The organism is Pseudomonas sp. 8AS, assembly GCF_902506505.1.
Lineage (GTDB): Bacteria > Pseudomonadota > Gammaproteobacteria > Pseudomonadales > Pseudomonadaceae > Aquipseudomonas.
This window is the reverse complement of sequence record NZ_LR733406.1, coordinates 460489-481455: the sequence shown is the minus strand read 5'-3', so window position 1 is coordinate 481455 and position 20967 is coordinate 460489. Positions and strand designations below refer to the sequence as shown.

General features: G+C 65.5%; 20 protein-coding genes. 6 read left to right on the top strand and 14 right to left on the bottom strand.

Going from position 1 to position 20967, the window contains the following annotated elements:
• Positions 1–10 precede the first annotated feature (10 nt).
• The 11 genes from GV001_RS02160 to GV001_RS02110 all read right to left on the bottom strand — a co-directional run bounded on the left by GV001_RS02160 (position 11) and on the right by GV001_RS02110 (position 9593).
• Positions 11–727 (bottom strand): hypothetical protein, encoded by a 717-nt coding sequence (locus GV001_RS02160; protein ID WP_160077673.1) that lies wholly within the window; start codon positions 725–727, stop codon positions 11–13.
• A complete protein-coding gene (gene gspM / locus GV001_RS02155) occupies positions 724–1317 on the bottom strand; it encodes a type II secretion system protein GspM (RefSeq protein ID WP_160077671.1) in 594 nt (197 codons plus the stop codon). The genes GV001_RS02160 and gspM overlap by 4 nt, the downstream gene beginning before the upstream one ends.
• Positions 1314–2423 (bottom strand): PilN domain-containing protein, encoded by a 1110-nt coding sequence (locus tag GV001_RS02150; RefSeq protein WP_160077669.1) that lies wholly within the window; start codon positions 2421–2423, stop codon positions 1314–1316. The genes gspM and GV001_RS02150 overlap by 4 nt, the downstream gene beginning before the upstream one ends.
• 43 nt (positions 2424–2466) lie before the next feature.
• The gene (locus tag GV001_RS02145; protein ID WP_160077667.1) at positions 2467–3369 is read right to left on the bottom strand and encodes a general secretion pathway protein GspK; all 903 of its coding nucleotides are present in this window, start codon (positions 3367–3369) and stop codon (positions 2467–2469) included.
• Positions 3347–4012 (bottom strand): type II secretion system protein J, encoded by a 666-nt coding sequence (locus GV001_RS02140; RefSeq protein ID WP_160077665.1) that lies wholly within the window; start codon positions 4010–4012, stop codon positions 3347–3349. The genes GV001_RS02145 and GV001_RS02140 overlap by 23 nt, the downstream gene beginning before the upstream one ends.
• Entirely contained in the window at positions 4009–4401 is a 393-nt protein-coding gene (locus GV001_RS02135; RefSeq protein WP_160077663.1) for a prepilin-type N-terminal cleavage/methylation domain-containing protein, read from the bottom strand. The genes GV001_RS02140 and GV001_RS02135 overlap by 4 nt, the downstream gene beginning before the upstream one ends.
• Complete coding sequence (locus GV001_RS02130; protein ID WP_256664846.1) at positions 4394–4933, bottom strand: GspH/FimT family pseudopilin; 540 nt, start codon at positions 4931–4933, stop codon at positions 4394–4396. The genes GV001_RS02135 and GV001_RS02130 overlap by 8 nt, the downstream gene beginning before the upstream one ends.
• Positions 4914–5372, bottom strand: a complete 459-nt coding sequence (gene gspG, locus GV001_RS02125) for a type II secretion system major pseudopilin GspG (protein WP_160077659.1) — start codon at positions 5370–5372, stop codon at positions 4914–4916. Before gspG ends, GV001_RS02130 begins: the two co-directional genes overlap by 20 nt.
• 14 nt (positions 5373–5386) lie before the next feature.
• Positions 5387–6607 (bottom strand): type II secretion system F family protein, encoded by a 1221-nt coding sequence (locus tag GV001_RS02120; protein WP_160077657.1) that lies wholly within the window; start codon positions 6605–6607, stop codon positions 5387–5389.
• Positions 6608–6609: 2 nt separating this feature from the next.
• On the bottom strand, positions 6610–8331 hold the full coding sequence (gspE, locus tag GV001_RS02115; protein ID WP_160077655.1) for a type II secretion system ATPase GspE: 1722 nt from the start codon (positions 8329–8331) through the stop codon (positions 6610–6612).
• Between the two features lie 356 nt (positions 8332–8687).
• On the bottom strand, positions 8688–9593 hold the full coding sequence (locus tag GV001_RS02110; RefSeq protein ID WP_160077653.1) for a LysR substrate-binding domain-containing protein: 906 nt from the start codon (positions 9591–9593) through the stop codon (positions 8688–8690).
• A gap of 904 nt (positions 9594–10497) precedes the next feature.
• Between GV001_RS02110 and GV001_RS02105 the strand changes: the two genes are divergently transcribed.
• The 3 genes from GV001_RS02105 to aspA all read left to right on the top strand — a co-directional run bounded on the left by GV001_RS02105 (position 10498) and on the right by aspA (position 14506).
• On the top strand, positions 10498–11946 hold the full coding sequence (locus GV001_RS02105; RefSeq protein WP_160077651.1) for a sodium:alanine symporter family protein: 1449 nt from the start codon (positions 10498–10500) through the stop codon (positions 11944–11946).
• Between the two features lie 103 nt (positions 11947–12049).
• Positions 12050–12805 carry an ABC transporter substrate-binding protein gene (locus tag GV001_RS02100; RefSeq protein ID WP_160077649.1) on the top strand — a complete coding sequence of 252 codons (756 nt, stop codon included), beginning with the start codon at positions 12050–12052 and terminating at the stop codon, positions 12803–12805.
• Positions 12806–13081: 276 nt separating this feature from the next.
• The gene (aspA, locus tag GV001_RS02095) at positions 13082–14506 is read left to right on the top strand and encodes an aspartate ammonia-lyase (protein WP_160077647.1); all 1425 of its coding nucleotides are present in this window, start codon (positions 13082–13084) and stop codon (positions 14504–14506) included.
• 362 nt (positions 14507–14868) lie between these two features.
• Here aspA and GV001_RS02090 read toward each other — a convergent pair whose 3' ends face one another.
• Together GV001_RS02090 and GV001_RS02085 are read right to left on the bottom strand one after the other, a co-directional pair.
• On the bottom strand, positions 14869–15651 hold the full coding sequence (locus tag GV001_RS02090) for a 4-hydroxy-tetrahydrodipicolinate reductase (protein ID WP_160077645.1): 783 nt from the start codon (positions 15649–15651) through the stop codon (positions 14869–14871).
• A 378-nt stretch (positions 15652–16029) separates the two neighbouring features.
• On the bottom strand, positions 16030–16842 hold the full coding sequence (locus tag GV001_RS02085) for a helix-turn-helix transcriptional regulator (protein WP_160077643.1): 813 nt from the start codon (positions 16840–16842) through the stop codon (positions 16030–16032).
• Between the two features lie 162 nt (positions 16843–17004).
• Here GV001_RS02085 and GV001_RS02080 point away from each other — a divergent pair, with 162 nt between their 5' ends.
• From GV001_RS02080 to GV001_RS02070, 3 genes are all read left to right on the top strand, one after another.
• Entirely contained in the window at positions 17005–18450 is a 1446-nt protein-coding gene (locus tag GV001_RS02080; protein ID WP_160077641.1) for a sodium:alanine symporter family protein, read from the top strand.
• A gap of 103 nt (positions 18451–18553) precedes the next feature.
• The gene (locus GV001_RS02075) at positions 18554–19000 is read left to right on the top strand and encodes a GNAT family N-acetyltransferase (protein WP_160077639.1); all 447 of its coding nucleotides are present in this window, start codon (positions 18554–18556) and stop codon (positions 18998–19000) included.
• A gap of 4 nt (positions 19001–19004) precedes the next feature.
• Positions 19005–19997, top strand: coding sequence for an asparaginase (locus GV001_RS02070; RefSeq protein ID WP_160077637.1), 993 nt, complete (start codon positions 19005–19007; stop codon positions 19995–19997).
• Between the two features lie 26 nt (positions 19998–20023).
• Here GV001_RS02070 and glsB read toward each other — a convergent pair whose 3' ends face one another.
• Positions 20024–20947 carry a glutaminase B gene (gene glsB / locus GV001_RS02065; RefSeq protein WP_160077635.1) on the bottom strand — a complete coding sequence of 308 codons (924 nt, stop codon included), beginning with the start codon at positions 20945–20947 and terminating at the stop codon, positions 20024–20026.
• Positions 20948–20967 lie beyond the last annotated feature (20 nt).

Below are 20967 nucleotides of genomic sequence, written 5' to 3'. Positions count from 1 at the left end.
GTGTTCTCCTCTACCCCTGTTGGGCCGGCGCGGCAGGTGCCGGCGTGCCCGCAGGGGGGGGTGTCTTGTTCGCCGGCGCCGCCGGTGCTGCGGGCTTGTCCTTCTTGCCCTTCTTGCCCTTCTTGTCCTGCTTGTCCTGCTTGGCCTGCTTGGCCTTCTTGTCCTCCGGCGCTCCGGCGACGACCGGCTCGCGCAGCGGCATGTGCACCTCGCTGGTTCCATTGCTGAGCAGCACATGGTCGCTGCCGATGAAATCCAGTCGCCATTCGTCAACCAGCACCATGCCCTGCTCCAGCAGCAGGCGCTGCTCACCCTGACGCTCGCTGAAACTGGCCAACTGACGGCCTTGCTGCATGGCGATACCGCTCAGGCGCCAGGCCTCGCGCAGCTGCTGCGCATCGAGGTTGACCTGCGGCGCATCCTTGAGCACCGGCGGCCGCCGCGTGTTGCTGAACAGCGGGCGCTCGATCATCTCCCGGTACGCCTCCAAGGGTTGCGGCTCATCCGGCACGCTGGCGGGCACCGGCTCGGGCTCGGGCTCGGGCTCGGGCTCGGGAACAGGCTCGGGCGCCGCCTCGCTCACTTGCTCTGCAGGCACCGGAGCGGGTGACGGCTCATCCCCGGCTGCTACCAGCGCAGCGACTACCGCCGGCAACAGCAACAGCACGATCAGCACCAGCACGACCAGCCGCCAGTGCGTGCGCAGCAGGCGCAGCAGCCCGTTCATTGCCCCTCCCCGCGGGCGATGAAGCCCCTCAGATCGAAGGTGATATCCAGCGACGGCACAACCTTGAGATCCGCCGCCTGGCGGATGCGCTGCATGTCGACCCGCGGGTTGCTGAGCACCACGATGTTTTCCACCAGCAGCAGCGGCTGGTGATGCGCCAGTTCATGCAGCAGGCGCACCAACTGATCGGTTTCGCCGCGCAGATGTACCTTGATGCCCACCGCCGGCAAGGGCGACCCGGTGTCCTCCAGGTTGAGAATCTGGGTGCTGACCACCTGGGCGCCGATCTGGCCGATCAGTTGACCGATTTGCTGCTGCAGCTCGGCGCTGGCCAGCGCCGGGCGGGTTTCGGCAATGACCAGGCGGGCCATCGGGTCGCTACCCTTGAGTTCAGCCAGGCGCGCCTCCTGGGCTGGCAGCTCGGCGATCAGGCGTTGATAGACCTCCAGCCGTTGCTGCAGGCCGGCAATAATCTCTTCATCGGACTGGAAGCGGCTGAGCAAGGGGCCGATCACCAGCCACAGCAGCAGGCTGACCGCGCTCAGCAGGATCAGTACGGCGAGCAACTGACGCAGGCGCAGCGGGATCATGGAGCCTCCTGCGCAGGGCGACGCTCGGCGAGCAGGCTGAATCGATCTTTCTGGGTGCGCGGGTTGCTGGTGATCGGCGAGGCGTAGCTGACGTTCTGCAGGGTCTTGGATTGTTCGAGCAGGCCGATCAAGGCCGAGGCCTCGGCCGATTCGCCCTCCAGGCGCACCCGCTCACCGCTCAGCTCGAAACGACTGAGCCAGGTGGTATCCGGCAGCAGGGTCGTCAGCTCCTTGAGCATGCCCAGCACCTCGCCGGCATGGGCCTGCTGCTCGCTCAAATAGCGCCGCCCGGCTTCCAGCTGCTCCAGTTCGGCACGCACTGCGGTGGCTCGCTCGGCCGCCGCCTTGGGCGCATCCAGTTCGGCCGCCAGGCGTTCGGCACGCTGCTGTTGTTGCAACAGCGGGAGCACCGCCAGCGCGAGCAGCCCCAGGCCTGCTGCAACCTGCAGGCGGCGGTTGCCGCGCAACCTGCTGCCGCGGCTGCGCTGCCGGTCACCCGGCAGCAGGTTGATCGACTGGCCGCCGCCACGCGCCCCCCCCTCATCCAGGGTGACCAGCACGGGGTGCACGCCGAGGCTGTCGAAACGGTGGAGCAGCTCATCCAGGTATTCGCGCAGTACCACCAGCAGTTCCACCTGCAGGCGCTGATGGCGGCGGTCGCGCTCGAGAATGCGAAAGCCGAAGTACACCTGCTCGCCGCTAAACGGGGTGTGTCGATCCATCTCGAAGCGCAGTACGTTGCTCATCCCCGACTCGGTGGCAGCCGGCAGGCTGAGCACCTTGCACAAGACCTGTTGCGGCGGGAGCAGCAAGACCACCTTGGCCGCCATGCCCAGGCGCTCGAGAAGCACCTGAAGCAGCGCCGGCGGCAGCTCGCCCTCGGTACCCAAGGCGCCGCTGACCAACCTCTCGTGCTGACCGAAGCTGCCAAAATCGAGACTGCACTGGCCCTCTTGCAGGACGATAAACAATAGATTGCCGCGCCGCCGCAGACGATCGCGCCAGCGCTCCGGAACCAGGCCGAGCAGCTCCTGGCTCCACCACTGCCAGAAGCGCTGCGCCAAGGCGATCAGGGAATCCGTCGCCACTTGCAAACGCTTGTTCATTGACTGCCCCTTCGCTCAAGGACACTTCAGTAGCAACAAGACCTCACGGCTGGAGACTGTTGTGCAGCACCTGGATACCCTGTGTACTGCCACCGCCACGCCGGCTTATCACCAATTGTTGCCGAACCTTTACTCCTGTCCCCACCGCTGTATCGGTAACGATAGAGTAGTTGACGCCCGGGGCGTTGGGAGACAGCAGCAGCGGATCCACGCCGGTCAACAACGGCGGTCGCTCGCCTGCGGCGTAGTTGCGCCGGCGCTCCTCGATATAGCTGTCGATGCTCTCCGGACGTATCCCCGGCAACGCCAGCAATACCTCGCGCGGCGCCACCATGGGGTTGACCTCGGCCTTGTTCGAATACAGGGTCAACGCCGGCAACACCTGCTGGTAAAGCGCCTCGCTCATGCCCAGCACCTGGCGCAGTTCCGCCAACTGCTCGAACGGCTGGTTGGCCGGTCCCAGCAGGCCCGCCACGCGGTATTGCTCCTCTTCGGCCCCGGTCGGGCGCAGCAGGTCATCCTCATCGCGCCAGTCGAGAATGGCTTCGGCCTGGGCCAGCGCGGCCTTCTCGTCCAGCCCCACCGATTCGAACAGCCCCGCCAACAACTGCTGGTCGGCCTCGTTCAGGTCGATCTTGCCCTGCTCGTCGAACAGGGCCACGTCGACCCTGACGCCATCCAGCTCCAGGCTGCGCGTGCCACCATCGGCCAGCCAGCCGGCGGTATTGGCCTGCAGCAGACTCCACACCCCCCAGTTAACCCCGGCCTCGGTGACATGCCGGGCATTGGCCGCCAGGCGCGCGTTGCCCGCCAGCTGCAGCTCGGTTCGGCTGCCGGCCGACAGGTTGAGGACGATCAGCGACAGCAGTACCAGCAGCCAGAGCACGCCGACCAGCGCCACTCCGCTGCCGCACCGGCGCCCCTCAACGGCTCCTGAAGATGGCATAGGCCATGTCCCTCGGTGCCACCAGCAGTTCGGCCACCCCGGCCTTGCGCCGCCGCGGCGGAGTCAGGCGCAACAGTACCGGCAGGCCGGACTGCTGCTGCCATTGGCTCTGCCATTCCAGCTCGCCATCGTCGCTACGCGCCAGGTAGGCGAATTTCCACGCCCTGGGTAACCCCTCGACCAGCATCTTGCGCCCCCCCTCGCTGGCCAGGGTATCGGCCAGGAGGGTCCAGTTGAGCTCTTCCACCTCGACAAAGGGCATGTAACGCAGCTCCAGTTGCCAGGCCAGGCCTTTGGCCGTGATCTGCTTTTCCTGCACCAGATGCACCCAGTACAGCTGTTCTTCGTTGTCCAGCGCCGGCAGATAGGCCACAAAGATGACCTGCTCCTCGTCGCCGAAGAAGGCCACCTGCTGCACGCCATCGTCGTCGCTCACCGATAACTCCTGCGGGCTTTCCAGCAGGCGGCGCAGCAGGGACTGGGTCAGGTAGCTGCGCTCCGTTTCCTGCTGGCGCGACTCGGCACTGGTCCAGCTGCGCAGGGCGACATGCAGGCCACCGTAGGCCAGCATCGCCAACAGGCCGGCGAGCATCATCGCCACCAGCAGCTCGATCAGGGTGAAGCCCCGCAGCCGGCGCTTCATGGCGTTTCCCGCAGCAGACGGATGGTACTCAGGCTGACCCGCTCGGCCGGGCGCGTGCCCCAGCTGACCGAGACACGGATCAACAGGGGCGTGACGCTGTAGTGCGTGCCGGGTTCCTGATTGTCGAATTGATAAGGTTCGATCTCGCTTTCCCAGTCGTAGCGACTATCCAGGCGCCCCTCATCCTTGCCCTCACTGCTGCCATCGAGGTGGATCAGCACGTCTGCCAGCTTGGACTCGGCCAGTTGCAGGGCGACCTGGTGATGGTCGGCGGCGTCCAGGGCAGCCAGCGACTGCGAAACGATGCGCATCAGCACGCTCATGCTCAGGCTGAGGATGAGGAAGGCCACCAGCACCTCAAGCAGGGTGAAGCCGCGCGAACTAGTCATCCACCTCACGTTGGTCCTCCGATGCCTGTTCCTTTTGCTGTTCCTCATTGAGCAGCGGCGGCGCTTCCTGCAACAGGCCACGTTGTACCCGCCCGCTCAGCCAGTCGACGCTGACCGCCTCGTTGCGCCCGTCGTCCAGCGCCAGGCTGAGGCTGCCGCCGGAAGAGTCGCCGCGCGGATAGAAGAGAATCTGCGTCACGCCCACTGCCGCTTCGGTGGCACCCGGCCCGGCCTCCAGCGCCAGGCTGAAGTGTTCGGGCGGCACATAGGGTTGCTCGCGGTAGCTCAGGCGCAGGCCGCCGCTCTCGGCATCCAGGCTGATCGCCACCGGGGCGCCGCTGAGAATTGCCTGGCTGCGGGCATGGCGCAGCAGCGCCGCCAGCTTGCGGGTCTCGGCCTCCAGGGTGAGGCCCGGCAGGAGACGCTGGAAAGCCGGCCCGACCAGGCTGACCGCCAGGCCGGCGATCACCAGCACCACCAGCAATTCCATCAGGGTGAAGCCACGCGATCCGCTACTCCCAGCTGCGCACATCGCTGTCTTCTCCGTCGCCTCCCTCGCGGTTATCGGCCCCCAGGCTCCACAGGTCGAAATCGCCGTACTGCCCCGGCGCGCGGTACTGGAAGTCGTTGCCCCAGGGGTCCTTGCGGATCACGTTTTTCTTCAGGTACGGCCCGTTCCAGCCCTCGACGTTGCGTGGCTTGGTGATCAACGCGTCGAGCCCCTGGTCGCTGCTGGGATAGCGGCCCAGTTCCAGGCGGTAGAGATCCAGTGCCGAACTCAGTTCCTGGATCTGCAAGGCCGCCGCCTTGGTCTTCGAGCCGCTCAGCTGCTTGAACACCTGCGGCCCCACCAGACTGGCCATCAGGCCGAGGATCACCAGCACCACGAGGATTTCCAGCAGGGTAAAGCCCGCAGAGCGCCTGTCTGTCGATGTGGCGAATGAACATGTAGGCCTGCTTCGACTGTGCATGAGTCTCTCCCAAGTCAGATCGGTATTTCGGTAATGCTCATGATGGCCACCAACACCGAAAGGATGATGCCGGCGATCAGCAGGCCGAGACCGACAATCAATGCCGGTTCCAGCACCGCCAACAGCCGCTGAATGGAGACCTCGACCTCGCGGTCGTAGGTGTCCGCGACTTTCAGCAGCATCTCGTCGAGATGCCCGGTTTCCTCGCCCACCTGGATCATTTGCAACGCCAGCACCGGAAACACTCCGGCCGCCAGCAGCGGCGCCGCCAGTTGGCGACCCTGTTTCAGGCTCTCGGTGGCAATGCCGACCTGCTCCACCATCAACTGGTTGCTCAGGGTCTGGCGGGCGATGCTCAGCGCCTGCAGCAGTGCCACCCCGCCCGTCAACAGGGTGCCCATGCTGCGGGCGAAGCGGGCGGTTTCGATGCGCTGACGCAGCGCGCCGAACAACGGCATGCGCAGCATCAGGCGGTCCCAGCGCAGGCGGTAAGCCGGCTGTTTGAGCAGTCGCCGCCACAGCCAGAGCGCCGCGATCACCGCCAGCACCATCCAGCCGGCGGCGCTGCGCAACAGTTCGGCCACGCCGATGACGATCTGGGTCGACAAGGGCAGCGCCGCCCCCATGTCGTCGAACAGCTGGCGGAACTGCGGAATCACATAGGTGAGGATCACCAGCAGGGAGCTCACCGACACCAGCAGCAGGATCACCGGATAGATCAGTGCCGACACCAGGCGGTCACGCAGCGACTTGCTGCGCTCCAGGTAGTAGGCCAGGTTGGCCAGACCCGCGGCCAGGTCGCCACCTACTTCCGAAGCCTGCACCATGCTGATATAGAAGCCGGAAAACAGCTCCGGGCGTTCGCCAAGAATGCGCGACAGGCTGACCCCGCGGCGCACCCCGTCCTGAATCGGCGTGATCAGTTGTTGCGCCAGCGGGTCGACACTGACCCGCAGCATGATTTCCAGCGAGCGATCCAGTGGTACGCCTGATTGCAGCAGCGAGGCCAGGTGCTGGGTGAACAGGATCACCAGCTTCTTGCTCCGCGAATGCCGCAGCAGGTCGTTGAAGTCGAATTGCAGCCAGCTCTGCCAACCCGGCTTGGTGCCGATTTCGAGCGCAATCAAGCCGCGCGCGCGCAACTGCTCGAGCACCGCCTGCTCGTCGGCGACCTCCAGCTGGCCCTGCTGGATCTCGCCGTTGTCGGTTACCGCGCGGTAGTAAAAGACTGGCACGTTCAATCCTCCTGGGTGACGCGCAGCACTTCTTCGATGTTGGTGGTGCCGTCCAGCGCTTTCAGGCAACCGTCCTCGTACATGCTCAGCATGCCTTCCTCACGCGCCACCTGCCGCAGCGCCCCGGCGTCGGCATGCTTGAGGATCAGGCTGCGGATGGCATCGCTCATGGTCAGCACTTCGATGATGGCGATACGGCCGTGGTAGCCGGTGCCGTTGCAGGCACTGCAGCCCTTGGCCCGATAGAGCGTCACCGGCCGGCCGCCGGCCAAACGATCCAGGCGCAACTCATGGAGCATTTCCGCCAGTGGCTGGTAGGGTTCGCGGCACTCGGTGCAGAGCATGCGCACCAGGCGCTGGGCCAGCACGGCATTCAGGGTCGAAGTCAGCAGGTAGTCTTCCACGCCCATTTCCAGCAGGCGGGTGATGCTGCTCGGCGCGTCGTTGGTGTGCAGGGTGGAGAGCACCAGGTGGCCGGTCAGCGCCGACTGGATGCAGATGCGCGCGGTCTCCAGGTCGCGCATCTCGCCGACCATGATCACGTCCGGGTCCTGGCGCACGATGGAGCGCAGGGCGCTGGCGAAGGTCAGGCCGATGCTCGGCTTGACCTGGATCTGGTTGACCCCCTCGAGCTGGTACTCGACCGGGTCTTCCACGGTGATCAGCTTGCTCTCGCTGGTATTCAGGCTGTTCAGCGCGGTGTACAGGGTGGTGGTCTTGCCGCTGCCGGTGGGCCCGGTGACCAGCAGCACGCCGTGGGGAATCTTCAGCACGCTGTGCAGGCGCGTCAGCGGCTGTGCGCTGAAGCCCAGGGCGGTGAAGTCGAGTACCACGTTCTCGCGGTTGAGCAGGCGCAGCACCACGCTTTCGCCGTGCATGGTCGGCACCGTCGACACGCGGATGTCGAGGTCGCTGCCCTGGATCCGCATCTCGATGCGGCCGTCCTGGGGCAGGCGCCGCTCGGCGATGTTCAGCCGCGCCATCAGCTTGACCCGCGAGATCACCGCCGGCGACAACTGCACCGGCGGCGCCTCGGTTTCATGCAGCACGCCGTCGATGCGGTAGCGCACCTTGAGGCGGCTCTCGAACGGCTCGATGTGGATGTCCGAGGCGCGCAGCTCCACCGCGCGCTGGATGATCAGGTTGACCAGGCGGATCACCGGCGCCTCGCTGGCGCGGTCGCGCAGCTGCTCGACGTCGGCCACCTCGTCCTGCTCGTTGCTCTCGACCCGTGCCAGGATGCCGCCCATCTGGCTCTGGCCCTGGCCGTGCATGCGCTCGATGGCCGCGTCGATCTCCGAGCCGAGGGCCACCCGCGGGCTGATCCGGCAGCCGCTGGCCAGGCGCAGGGCGGCCAGGACGAAGGCATCCTGCGGGTCGGCCATGGCCACCCGCAGCTCGCCGTCGACCAGCTCCAGCGGCAGCGCGCGGCACTCCTTGAGGAAGCGGAAGGACAGGCGCTCGGCCAGCAGCGGCTCGGCGGGGAAGTCCTCGCCGGCGATCAGCGGCAGGTCGAGCAGCTGCGCCAGCTGGGCGGCGATGTCGCGCTCGGCGACCAGGCCCAGGCGGTTGAGCAGGTTGACCAGCGAACCGGCCTCGGGTTGCGCCGCCTGCATGCGCAGCACGCGTTTGTGGTCGGCCTCCGACAGGCAGCCGGCCTTGACCAGCGCCAGCCCCAGATCCACAGGCTCGGGATCGGGCTCAATGCGTTCCGCGGCAACCATGGTGCAATCCTGTCAGCATGCCCAAACGCGCACGGGATCCCTGTGACAGGTACATGTTGCATCCATCCGCTTCGATTCCAGACCTTGTCAACCGGCGTTGCGCGCGAAGATCTGGCGAGGCGCGGCGCAACGTCACGGCCACAGCCGGCGGCTGGGCACGCTGCGAACGGGGCAGGCCCCTCTCGGCCCTGCGTCTGACGGCAACGCCACAGGCCGCAGCGGGGGTCACCGGCGGGCCGGGTTCGCAACTTGTTTCACTATAGCCGCTGGTATCCGGGGCGCTGTTTCAGTGGCGAAACTAACGGATCGACGGCTGTTGCGCCGGCTTGGCAGCAGGCGCAAGGCACCGCCGGCGCCTACTCCTGGCCGGCGCCCGCCCCCAGCTTGCGCCAGAGCAGGCGCACCAGTGCCTTGCGCGACAGTTCGCAGCGGTACAGGCGGATCTCCAGCGGCACCTGCCAGTGTTCGCCGCCGCAGATGACCAGCTCGCCACGGGCCAGTTCGGCGGTCACCGACAGGCGCGGCACCCAGGCCACGCCCAGGCCCTGCATGGCCATGCTCTTCAGGCTGTCGGCCATCGCCGTCTCGTACACCGTGCTGGAGCGCAGGGCGCGCTGGCGCAGCAGCAGGTTGACCGAGCGGCCGAGGAAGGCCCCGGCACTGTAGGCCAGCAGCGGCACGCTGTGCCCGCTGTCGAGGTCGAACAGCGGCGCGCCATGTTCGTCCACCGCGCACACCGGCAGCATCGAGGTGGCGCCCAGGTGCAGCGAGGGGAAGATTTCCGGCGCCAATTGCAGTGCCGCGTCCGGATCGTAGTAGGCGAGGATCAGGTCGCAGGCGCCTTCGCGCAGGGCATGCACCGCCTCGCCGACGTTGCTCGCCACCAGCCGGGTATTGAGCGGCAGGCCTTCGCGGCGCAGGCGGGCGATCCACTCGGGAAAGAAACCGAGGGTCAGCGAGTGCGCGGCGGCGATCTGCAGCACCTCGCCCTGCTGGCCTTCGAGGTTGTGCAGGTGACGCACCACCTCGCCGAGCTGCTCGACCATGCTCCGTGCGGTGACCAGAAACAGCTGGCCGGACTCGGTGAGTTCCACCGGGGTGCGCGAACGGTTGACCAGGGTCAGGCCCAGCACCGCCTCCAGGCTGCGGATGCGCCGGCTGAAGGCCGGCTGGGTGACGAAGCGTTTTTCCGCGGCCTGGGAAAAGCTGCGGGTGGCGGCCAGGGCGACGAAGTCTTCCAGCCACTTGGTTTCCAGATTCATCGGGACTCCGTGGGCGAATAAAGGCGGATTACACGTCCAAAGACTTTGGGGCGTCACACCGACACTATGCCGATTGCGCATGCCCCAGCTTTTAACAGCATTGGTCGGGAATGTGCTGCAGTCCTTATCTTACAGGGTATCGCTGACCTCGCCGGATCTTCCAGAGCAGTTCCCCATTATGTCCGCAGCTGCATCTTCCCGAGTCGGAAAGACCTGCTTGGCATCCGGGAAGTCGCCGCCTGGATCTAGTGCGCGATCCAGCCCCCGCGCACTGTCCGGAATCTTCGTCTCTGCGGCGTGCTGCTGGCGCACAGGCCGAAACGGGATGGTCGAGCATCAGTTGATCGCGCCGCTGGCAGTCTGAGCCACGGCGCAACGAAGGGCATTGCAGGCTCAAGCCATGCTCTGCACTGGCCTCGTCAACCAGAGCAATACCCGCAGCAGGACGTGCGGGGCTTATGCGCCGACCCAGCGCATCGGCACAAGCCGGCAGGAAACCGGCAGCCAACGAGATGCTTATCGGCATCCAGGGCATACCTACAATAACTACGCAGGGTGACACCATGAAATTGATCGACCGCCTTCGTCTCTCCTCCCGCCAAACGTCAGGCCACCCCTGTCGCGCTGGCAGTCGCTCGGGTTGATCCCCGACAGGCTGCTGCTCGCCTGAACAGCCCGCTCAGTTGACTCAAGCCCGGTTTGCTAACGCTGCTGCATCCGTCATGGCTGGCCATGACGCGGCGCGGCAGTTCCGTGTCGGCGCACAACCAGGCCGAGCTTGATCGACTGAACGGGCACCCAGGTCATCTGGCCCACCCGTTGTCGACCGTCGGCACCGCCCCGCGTTGCCGCGGCGTCATCACCTTTTATCCCCCCGATATCACCACAAGTGAGGGAGAGACCCATGCTGGATTTACTCAATGACCTGCTCTGGAGCAAGGTCCTGATCGTTACGCTGGTCGGCCTCGGCCTGTACTTCTCGATTCGCTCGCGTTTCGTCCAATTCCGTTACTTCGGCGACATGTTCAGCATCTTCGCCGAAGCCTTCCAGCGCCAGCCGGGCCAGCTCAGCTCGTTCCAGGCGCTGATGCTCTCCGTGGCCGGCCGCGTCGGCGCCGGCAACATCGCCGGTGTGGCGGTGGCAATCATGCTCGGCGGCCCGGGCGCGGTGTTCTGGATGTGGCTGGTGGCCCTGCTCGGCATGGCCACCAGTTACTTCGAATGCTCCCTGGCCCAGCTGTACAAGCGCCGTGAAACCGACGGCACCTACCGTGGCGGCCCGGCCTTCTACATCCTGCATGGCCTGGGTCAGCGCTGGCTGGCGGTGATCTTCTCGATCCTGCTGCTGGTGACCTTCGGCTTCGGCTTCAACGCCGTGCAGTCCTACACCGTGGCCACTTCGCTGCACGACACCTTCGGCGTGCCCACCTGGGCCAGCGGCCTGGCACTGGTCGGCGTGATCGGCCTGATCATCTTCGGCGGCATCAAGCGCATCGCCAGCATGGCTGACGTGCTGGTCCCGATCATGGCCTTCTCCTACATCGGCATGGCGCTGGTGGTGATCGGCATGAACGTCAGCGAAGTCCCGGCGGTGCTGAGCCTGATCGTCAAGAGCGCCTTCGGCCTGGAGCCGGCCTTCGCCGGTGGCATCGGCGCGGCCATCCTGATGGGCGTCAAGCGCGGCCTGTTCTCCAACGAAGCGGGTCTGGGCAGTGCGCCGAACGTCGCCGCCGTGGCCGAGGTCAAGCACCCGGCTGCCCAGGGCATCGTGCAGTCGCTCAGCGTGTTCATCGACACCATCCTGGTGTGCACCAGCACCGCGCTGATCATCCTGCTGTCCGGCGTGTACCAGCCAGGCAGCGAGATGGCCGGCGTGATCCTGACCCAGAACGCCCTGGCCGCCGAAGTCGGCGAGTGGGGCCGGATCTTCGTCAGCACCGCCCTGCTGCTCTTCGTCTTCACCACCCTGGTGTACAACTACTACCTGGGTGAGAACGCCCTGGGCTTCTTCAGCAGCAAGCGCATCCTGCTGCAGGTCTATCGCGTGCTGGTGATCGCCCTGGTGCTGTGGGGCTCGATGCAGGACCTGTCCACCGTGTTCGGCTTCGCCGACGTGACCATGGGCCTGCTGGCACTGGTCAACCTGGCCGCGCTGTTCTTGCTGTTCAAGACCGGCCTGCGCCTGATGCGCGACTACGACAGCCAGCGCCAGGCGGGCGTGCAGTCGCCGGTGTTCGACCCGAAGGCCTACGCCGACCTCGACCTGGACCCGGCCGCCTGGCCGGAGAAGCCGCTGACCGCCCGGCCCAGTGCGACCAGCCAGACGCCGGCCCACGTGCTGCAACAACGCTAGCCCCTGCCGCCCGGACTCCGCTCCGGGCGCTTCCGTTGTGTCATGGGCCCCGCGCAGCCAGGTGGCAGGCGCGGGACTCTCTGTTTCACAGGAGTGCCAGACCATGCGCCATTATCTTTGCGCCGCCCTGTTGTTCTGCCTGCTGTTCAGCCCCCTGAGCCAGGCCCAGCTGCCGCCCGACTACAAGGTGGTGCTGCTCACCGAGAACTTCCCGCCCTTCAACATGGCGAGCAACGGCAAGAACTTCGCCCGCGACGCCAATATCCAGGGCATCAGCGCCGACATAGTGCGCGAGATGTTCAAGCGCGCCGCCATCGACTACAGCCTGACCCTGCGCTTTCCCTGGGATCGCATCTACAAGCAGGCGATGACCACCCCCAACCACGGCCTGTTCTCCACCTCCCTGAGCGAGGCGCGCAAGCCGCTGTTCAAGTGGGTCGGCCCCATCGCCCAGTACCAGAGCGTGCTGGTCGGCCTCAAGGATGGCGGCCCCCGCCCAGCCGACCTGGAACAAGCCAGGGCCTACCGCATCGGCGCCTACCAGAGTGCGGCGGTCAGCCAGCACCTGGAGCGCCTGGGCTTCAAGCCGCAGAACGCCCTGCGCGACCAGGAAAATATCTACAAGCTGCAACGCGGGCGGATCGACCTGTGGGCCACCTCCGACCCGGTCTGGCGCGCCTACGCCAAGGAACAAGGGGTCGAGGGCCTGGACACCGTCCTGAGCTTTCAGACCTCGCCGCTCTACCTGGCGCTGCACAAGGACACCCCGGACGAGGTGGTGGAGCGCCTGCAACAGGCCCTGGAGCAGATGCGCCGCGAAGGCTACGGCAGCTGCACAAAAAATCCGCAGCTGTGCTGATCGCCACCAGGCCTGGCGTAACCCCTGCCGGGCCGGGCGAAGCCACCCGGTTTGCCGGCTCATCGAATCTGCGCAGTCCGGGCTGCATCCGGCTGCGCATTTTTACCCCGGCAATTCGTTCGAAATTATGCACGCGCGACATTCGCCCCGGGTCACCGCGACATTATGCCGATTGTGCATACCATAGCGGTTAACAGCATTAGCCGACAAACGGACTCAAGCCTAGTCTATTGGGCATCGCGGCACTCGCCGTATCTACCAGAGATAAATCTCATCATGTCCGCTGCTGCATCCACCCGCGTCGAAAAAGACCTGCTCGGTAAACTGGAAGTCCCGGCCGATGCCTATTACGGCATCCAGACCCTGCGCGCCGTGCAGAATTTTCGTCTCTCCGGTGTACCGCTGTCGCACTACCCGAAACTGGTGATCGCCCTGGCCATGGTCAAGCAGGCCGCCGCCGACGCCAACCGCGAGCTGGGCCACCTGTCCGCCGCCAAGCACACCGCGATCAGCACCGCCTGTGCGCGCATCATCCAGGGCGAGTTCCACGAGCAGTTCGTGGTCGACATGATCCAGGGCGGCGCCGGCACCTCGACCAACATGAACGCCAACGAGGTGATCGCCAACATCGCCCTGGAAGCCATGGGCCACGAGAAGGGCGAGTACCAGCACCTGCACCCGAACAACGACGTGAACATGGCGCAGTCGACCAACGACGCCTACCCCACCGCCATCCGCGTCGGCCTGCTGCTCGGCCATGACTACCTGCTCACCGCGCTGGACAAGCTGATCCAGTCGTTCGCCGCCAAGGGCCTGGAATTCGGCCACGTGCTGAAGATGGGCCGCACCCAGCTGCAGGACGCCGTGCCGATGACCCTCGGCCAGGAATTCCGCGCCTTCGCCACCACCCTCGGCGAAGACCTGCAGCACCTCAAGCGCATGGCCCCGCAGCTGCTGACCGAAGTGAACCTGGGCGGCACCGCGATCGGCACCGGGATCAACGCCGACCCGGCCTACCAGAAGCTGGCGGTCGAGCGCCTGGCGATCATCAGCGGCCACCCGGTGGTACCGGCGGCCGACCTGATCGAAGCCACCTCGGACATGGGCGCCTTCGTGCTGTTCTCCGGCATGCTCAAGCGCACCGCGGTCAAGCTGTCGAAGATCTGCAACGACCTGCGCCTGCTCTCCAGCGGCCCGCGCACCGGGATCAACGAGATCAACCTGCCGGCACGCCAGCCGGGTAGCTCGATCATGCCGGGCAAGGTCAATCCGGTGATTCCGGAAGCGGTCAACCAGGTGGCCTTCGAGGTGATCGGCAACGACCTGGCCCTGACCATCGCCGCCGAAGGTGGCCAGCTGCAGCTGAACGTGATGGAGCCGCTGATCGCCTACAAGATCCTCGACTCGATCCGCCTGCTGACCCGCTCCATGGATATGCTGCGCGAGCTGTGCATCGACGGCATCAGCGCCAACGAAGCCCATTGCCGCCAGCTGATGGAGAACTCCATCGGCCTGATCACCGCGCTCAACCCCTATATCGGCTACGAGAACGCCACCCGCATCGCCAAGGTCGCCCTGGATACCGGACGCGGCGTGCTGGAACTGGTGCGCGAGGAGAAGCTGCTGGACGACGCCACCCTGGCCGACATCCTGCGCCCGGAAAACATGATCGCCCCGCGCCTGGTGCCGCTCAAAGCCTGAGCCTGCGACGCGCCCTAGCGCACTGAACATCGACCGAGAGGCGCCCCCGCCTCTTACCCTCAGGGATGGCTCCGGCCATCCCTTTTTTTGTCCAGGAAAAAGCGCAACCCGGGAAGTCCGCGCAGCAGCCACAGCAAGGCTGCGTGGACAGGCTCACCAGCCAGAAGTTTCTCCGCCCTCACATTTCACGGGATGCGCCCCAAGGCATCCCGTTCTTTTTTCTTTGCCCGGCGGCCAATCGAACATAAAAAAACCCTGCATCAGCAGGGTTTCTGGCAGCCCCCAAATGCAAACCTGGGTTTGCGGGGATTGCCTACCATCCATGATATTGAGCAAATCCTTTCGCCCCCTCCACCTTAACCTTAATGCATTAAACCGGACTTACTACGCAGGAAGTGTTCATGGATGTACGGCTCCATGAGGTCCTGCATGTTGTAGAGGCCCTTTTCCAGACTGGTCAGGTGCTCGATGGCAAACAGCGCGCCATTGCCAAAGGCCTCGCGGGAAATCGAATCGTGCATCAGCCTCACGGTCTGGAAAGGGAAGCCGAAGATCACCTCATGACGCCCCACAATACCACCCGCTCGCACCGACTTGATGTCATCGTCGACCTTGCCCAGGCACTCGGCAATCGCCTTGGCCGTTCCTGAGGTTTCGGGCTTGGCCGCGAAATGCTCCTCGACGATTTCAATATCCGCCTGCGGGGCAATTTTCTGAAGAATCTTGGCAGCGATCATCAGGAAATTGATGCCAACCGTAATGTTCGGAGACCAGACTACCCGACAATGCTCTGCAATTTCCTGCAACTGCTGAATACGCGCCGGTGGGTAATCGGAAATGGCACTGACAATATCCACGGAATATTTGCGCGCAACATCGGCATATATGTCGAGGGCATCAGCACAAGAAAAATCGACAATCACATCGACTGGCTGTTCTTCAAAGATTTTCTCAAACTCGCTATTGTCCAGCCCGATCAATCTGGAGGGGTCACTCGAACTGCTCTCAAAATATTCGGCAACTCGCCGTGACTCATTGCCCGCAGACCTGCGCACAACCCACTCCAGACAAGCGTTATCGCTGTCCAGAAGAGCGGACGCAACGGACTTTCCAGCCCGACCAAAGCCAATTAAACCTACTCTCAATACTTCATCTCCCCAGCTCTTAACACACTCCTACAGAGAGAAGGAACAACAGCTGATTGATATCTTCATCACTTGATTACCGTAACCAAAAAATTGCCACTTAGTCCAATGGCAATCTCCAACCGCCCCCTTTGACAGCCGCCAAATCACACCCAGCAAATCGCCTTAACCCTCATGACAAGGGGCTCTCAGCTGCGCAATATTCAGTTACGAAATTAGCCCTGAAGCGACCTTGCAAAGCGCTATCGACTCAGAATCTGCAGGCCATTTTGCCCAACACAACACTGGTCGTGGCCGGTCGAGGTTTAGGCAAGACTGCAATAGAGTGGTTATGAACGCGACCATATAAGACACGACGGGCTCGGTGCAGGCCGGGTCCTACTCGATCTCGAACAGGCCGTTCTTCAGCGGCTCCACCGTCAGGCGCTGGCGGATGTCGGCATCGATGCGCGCATCGTCCGGGCGGTACAGCATGATCTGCCGGTAGGCGTTGACCCGGTTGATCTCCGGCCCCAGGTATTCCCAGACCACGCGGGTGCAGGCCGGGTTGCGCCCGTCGCCGCTGGAGACGCCGGTCTTCAGGCCATTGAGGCGGGTGATGCGGCTCTTGTAGCTGGGGATGAGGATGGTCTGGCTCATCTCGTTGACCGTGAGCGACTCGTAGTCCAGCAGGAACAGCCGGTCCTGCAGGGCGAAGGCGGCGCCCAGGTAACGGCAGCGCACCCAGTCCTCGGCCTCGCCGGTGCGCGAGCGTTCCTGGCGCTCCTGACGCTCGAACAGGTAGGTGCCGCGCTCCTCGCGCAGGTGCACCAGCGACAGCAGGATGAAGCCCGGCACCGACATGCAGTTGGAGTATTCGAAGTAGTAGCCGCAGTAACGGCCGAGGTTGCCGGCGTTGTCGCGCAGCGGCTGCAGCAGCTCCAGCAGCGGGTCGCCGTCACTGACCTTGCCCGGCTTGGCGTCGCGGGCGCCGATCAGGCGGGCGAACTGCTCCGGTGGCTGGCCCAGCTCGTATTCCTCGACGCCGAAGAAGTCGCAGATGCGCTTGAGGTTGTAGGGCGTCGGGCGGCTCTGGCCGCTGAGGTACTTGTTGAACTGGGCACGATTGATCGCCAGCTTGCGGCACACCTCGGCAATCGAGCGGTAATGGCTGCACAGCAGCTTGAGGTTGTCGCCGAAATGTTCCGCCATGATCCGGACCCTGATGATGCGAGTGACGCGATTCTAGCATCAACTCGCATCAACTCGCCGCGACCCGCGAAATTGCGCCGGCGCCGCTCTTGGCCAACCATGCCGGGGCCGCACGGTGGCGCGGCCTCGCCCATCCAGAACAACAAGAGAGACACCCTCATCATGCTCGATCTCCTCAACGACCTGCTCTGGAGCAAGGTCCTCATCGTCGCCCTGGTCGGTCTCGGCCTGTACTTCACCATCGCCTCGCGTTTCGTCCAGTTCCGTTACTTCGGCAGCATGTTCAGCATCTTCGCCGAAGCCTTCCAGCGTAAACCGGGCCAGCTCAGCTCGTTCCAGGCGCTGATGCTTTCCGTGGCCGGCCGTGTCGGTGCCGGCAACATCGCCGGTGTCGCCGTGGCGATCATGCTCGGCGGCCCCGGTGCGGTGTTCTGGATGTGGCTGGTCGCCCTGCTCGGCATGGCCACCAGCTACTTCGAATGCTCCCTGGCCCAGCTGTACAAGCGCAGCGAGCCGGATGGCACCTACCGCGGCGGCCCGGCTTTCTACATCCTGCATGGCCTGGGTCAGCGCTGGCTGGCGGTGATCTTCTCGATCCTGCTGCTGGTGACCTTCGGCTTCGGCTTCAACGCCGTGCAGTCCTACACCGTGGCCACTTCGCTGCATGACACCTTCGGCCTGCCGACCTACATCAGCGGTATCGCCCTGGTGGCGGTGATCGGCCTGATCATCTTCGGCGGCATCAAGCGCATCGCCAGCACCGCCGACGTGCTGGTACCGATCATGGCCTTCTCCTACATCGCCATGGCGCTGGTGGTGATCGGCATGAACATCACCGAAGTGCCGGCGGTGCTGACCCTGATCGTCAAGAGCGCCTTCGGCCTGGAGCCGGCCTTCGCCGGTGGTATCGGCGCGGCCATCATCATGGGCGTCAAGCGCGGCCTGTTCTCCAACGAAGCAGGCCTGGGCAGTGCGCCGAACGTCGCCGCCGTAGCCGCGGTCAAGCACCCGGCCGCCCAGGGCATCGTGCAGTCGCTCAGCGTATTCATCGACACCCTGCTGATCTGCACCAGCACCGCGCTGATCATCCTGCTCTCGGGCGTCTACGAGCCGGGCAGCAACCTGGCCGGCGTAGTCCTGACCCAGACCGCCCTGGCCGCCGAAGTCGGCGAGTGGGGCCGCGTGTTCGTCAGCTCCGCCCTGCTGCTCTTCGTCTTCACCACCCTGGTGTACAACTACTACCTGGGTGAGAACGCGCTGAGCTTCTTCAGCGAGAAGCCTGCACTGCTGATCGCCTACCGCGTGCTGGTGATTGCCCTGGTGCTGTGGGGCTCGATGCAGGACCTGTCCACCGTGTTCGCCTTTGCCGACGTGACCATGGGCCTGCTGGCGCTGGTCAACCTGGCCGCCGTGACCCTGCTGTTCAAGACCGGCCTGCGCCTGATGCGTGACTACGACCGGCAGATCAAGGCTGGCGTGCAGTCGCCGGTACTGGATCCGAAGGACTATGCCGACCTCGACCTGGACCCGGCTGCCTGGCCGACCCCGACCCAGGGCGAGAGCGCCAACGCCCGTGCCGAGATGGCTCACACCGCGCACCAGCGCTGAGTCAGCGCACTCAGGGAAGAGGGGGCTTAGGCCCCCTTTTTCTTGCCCAATCGCCGCCGTTTCGCCGTTACACTCGGGCGAAACCCCGCGCCAGGAGCCGCCGATGTCTCTGCAAATCCGCCCCGTTACTGCCGCCGATCACGCCGCCTGGCTGCCGCTGTGGCAGGGCTACCAGCGCTTCTACCACAGCGATATTCCGGCCGAAGTCAGCGCCGTGACCTGGCAGCGCTTTCTCGACCCGAGCGAGCCAATGCAGGCCGCACTGGCCTGGCAGGACGGCGTGGCCATCGGCCTGGTGCACTGGATCTTCCACCGTTCCTGCTGGACGCTCGGCGACTACTGCTACCTGCAGGATCTGTACGTGAGCGAGGCCGTGCGCGGTGGCGGTATCGGCCGCGCGCTGATCGAGCAGGTGTATGCCGCCGCCCAGGCCGCCGGCGCCAGCCGGGTGCACTGGCTGACCCAGGAAGACAACGCCCAGGCGCGCCAACTCTACGACCGGATCGCCAGTCGCTCCGGCTTTATCCAGTATCGACACTTGTTTGGTTGACCCCATGACTCCGACCCAAAAGCTGCTGGTGCTGTACACCGGCGGCACCATCGGCATGCAGATGAGCGCCGCCGGGCTGGCCCCGGCCTCCGGCTTCGAAGCCCGCCTGCGCGCCGAACAGGCCGCCCACCCCGAGTGCCCCGTCCCGGCCTGGCAGTTCGCCGAGCTGCTGCCGCCGCTGGACAGCGCCAACATGACCCAGGCCAACTGGCTGGCCATGCGCGATGCCATCGTCCACGCGGTGGACGAGGACGGCGTTGATGCCGTGCTGCTGCTGCACGGCACCGACACCCTGGCCTACAGCGCGGCGGCCCTGAGCTTTCTGCTGCTCGGCCTGGACGTGCCGGTGCTGCTGACCGGCTCCATGCAGCCGGCCGGGGTGCCCGGCAGCGATGCCTGGCCGAACCTGTTCGGCGCCTTGGCCCTGCTCGTCGAAGGCGTGGAGCCCGGCGTGCACCTGTATTTCAACGGCCAGCTGCTGCACGGCGCGCGCGCCAGCAAGCTGAAGAGCGAGGCCTTCGACGCCTTCCAGGACACCCGCCGGCCACGCCACGGCCAGGCCGTCGACACGCTGCCCGCCGCCCTGCACTACCGCCAGCCGCGCCGCCCGGTGGCGCTGGCCGTGCAACCGCTGTTCCCCGGCCTGAGTGCGGCGCAACTGCGCGCCGTGCTGGCCAGCGGCGCCGAGGCGCTGCTGCTGGAATGCTACGGCAGCGGCACCGGCCCGTCGGACAACCCGGAGATCCTCGCCGCCCTGCGCGAGGCGCATGCGCGCGGCGTGGTGCTGGCGGCGATCAGCCAGTGCGCCCAGGGCCATGTCGAGTTCGGCGTGTATGCCGCCGGCAGCGCCCTGGCGCAGGCCGGCCTGGTCAGCGGCGGCGGCATGAGCCGCGAGGCGGCGCTGGGCAAGCTGTTCAGCCTGCTCGGCACGGGCCTGCCCCAGGCCGAGGTGGAGCGCCTATTCGCCCTCGACCTGTGCGGTGAGCTGGCCGAGTAGGCAGCCGCTCCCACAAAAGCCGGGATCTACGCATTCAGCGGCGCGAACACCGACCAGCCGATCCGTTCGCTGAGCAGTTCCAGCGCCGCCATGCCGGCCAGCGAGTTGCCGGCGGCGTTCAGTTCCGGCGACCACACGCACAGGCTGAAGCGCCCCGGCACCACGGCGACGATGCCGCCGCCGACCCCGCTCTTGCCCGGCAGGCCGACCCGGTAGGCGAAGTTGCCGGCCTCGTCGTACAGCCCGCTGGTGGCCATGATGGCGTTGACCTGCTGGGTCTGCCGCGGTGTCAGTACCGCCTCGCCGCTGAACGGGCAGACACCCTGGTTGGCCAGGAAGCCGCAGGCCCGCGCCAGGTCGACGCAGCTCATGGCCAGCGCGCAGTGGTGGAAGTAGCTGCGCAGCACCGTCTCGACCTCATTGTGGAAGTTGCCGAAGGCCTGCATCAGGTAGGCCGCGGCGGCGTTGCGCGCGCGGTGCTGGTACTCCGAGTCGGCCACCTTGCCGTCGGAGTTGAGCTGCGGGTTGCCCGCCAGGCGGCGGACGAAGTCGCGCATGGACAGCGCCGGAGCGGCGAAGCGCGACTGGTTGATGTCGCAGATCACCAGAGCGCCGGCGTTGATGAAGGGGTTGCGCGGCCGGCCGCGCTCGAACTCCAGCTGCACCAGCGAGTTGAACGGCTGGCCGGACGGCTCGTGCCCCAGGCGCTGCCAGATGTCCTCGCCGCCATGCTGGATCGCCTGGACCAGGCTGAACACCTTGGAAATGCTCTGGATGGAGAACAGCGTGTCGGCGTCGCCGGCGCTGTACAGGCTGCCATCGATGCCGTACACGGCAATGCCCAGCTGCCCGGCCGGCACCTCGGCCAGCGCCGGGATGTAGTCGGCGACCTTGCCCTGGCCCAACAGCGGGCGGACCTGCTCCAGAATCTCGTTCAACACCGCTTGCATGGCCTGTCTCCACCTATCCA

Coding starts and splice junctions, on each gene's coding strand:
- GV001_RS02160 (WP_160077673.1), bottom strand. CDS start 727: ATGAACGGGCTGCTGCGCCTGCTGCGCACGCACTGGCGGCTGGTCGTG.
- gspM (WP_160077671.1), bottom strand. CDS start 1,317: ATGATCCCGCTGCGCCTGCGTCAGTTGCTCGCCGTACTGATCCTGCTG.
- GV001_RS02150 (WP_160077669.1), bottom strand. CDS start 2,423: ATGAACAAGCGTTTGCAAGTGGCGACGGATTCCCTGATCGCCTTGGCG.
- GV001_RS02145 (WP_160077667.1), bottom strand. CDS start 3,369: ATGCCATCTTCAGGAGCCGTTGAGGGGCGCCGGTGCGGCAGCGGAGTG.
- GV001_RS02140 (WP_160077665.1), bottom strand. CDS start 4,012: ATGAAGCGCCGGCTGCGGGGCTTCACCCTGATCGAGCTGCTGGTGGCG.
- GV001_RS02135 (WP_160077663.1), bottom strand. CDS start 4,401: ATGACTAGTTCGCGCGGCTTCACCCTGCTTGAGGTGCTGGTGGCCTTC.
- GV001_RS02130 (WP_256664846.1), bottom strand. CDS start 4,933: ATGTGCGCAGCTGGGAGTAGCGGATCGCGTGGCTTCACCCTGATGGAA.
- gspG (WP_160077659.1), bottom strand. CDS start 5,372: ATGCACAGTCGAAGCAGGCCTACATGTTCATTCGCCACATCGACAGAC.
- gspE (WP_160077655.1), bottom strand. CDS start 8,331: ATGGTTGCCGCGGAACGCATTGAGCCCGATCCCGAGCCTGTGGATCTG.
- GV001_RS02110 (WP_160077653.1), bottom strand. CDS start 9,593: ATGAATCTGGAAACCAAGTGGCTGGAAGACTTCGTCGCCCTGGCCGCC.
- GV001_RS02105 (WP_160077651.1), top strand. CDS start 10,498: ATGCTGGATTTACTCAATGACCTGCTCTGGAGCAAGGTCCTGATCGTT.
- GV001_RS02100 (WP_160077649.1), top strand. CDS start 12,050: ATGCGCCATTATCTTTGCGCCGCCCTGTTGTTCTGCCTGCTGTTCAGC.
- aspA (WP_160077647.1), top strand. CDS start 13,082: ATGTCCGCTGCTGCATCCACCCGCGTCGAAAAAGACCTGCTCGGTAAA.
- GV001_RS02085 (WP_160077643.1), bottom strand. CDS start 16,842: ATGGCGGAACATTTCGGCGACAACCTCAAGCTGCTGTGCAGCCATTAC.
- GV001_RS02080 (WP_160077641.1), top strand. CDS start 17,005: ATGCTCGATCTCCTCAACGACCTGCTCTGGAGCAAGGTCCTCATCGTC.
- GV001_RS02075 (WP_160077639.1), top strand. CDS start 18,554: ATGTCTCTGCAAATCCGCCCCGTTACTGCCGCCGATCACGCCGCCTGG.
- GV001_RS02070 (WP_160077637.1), top strand. CDS start 19,005: ATGACTCCGACCCAAAAGCTGCTGGTGCTGTACACCGGCGGCACCATC.
- glsB (WP_160077635.1), bottom strand. CDS start 20,947: ATGCAAGCGGTGTTGAACGAGATTCTGGAGCAGGTCCGCCCGCTGTTG.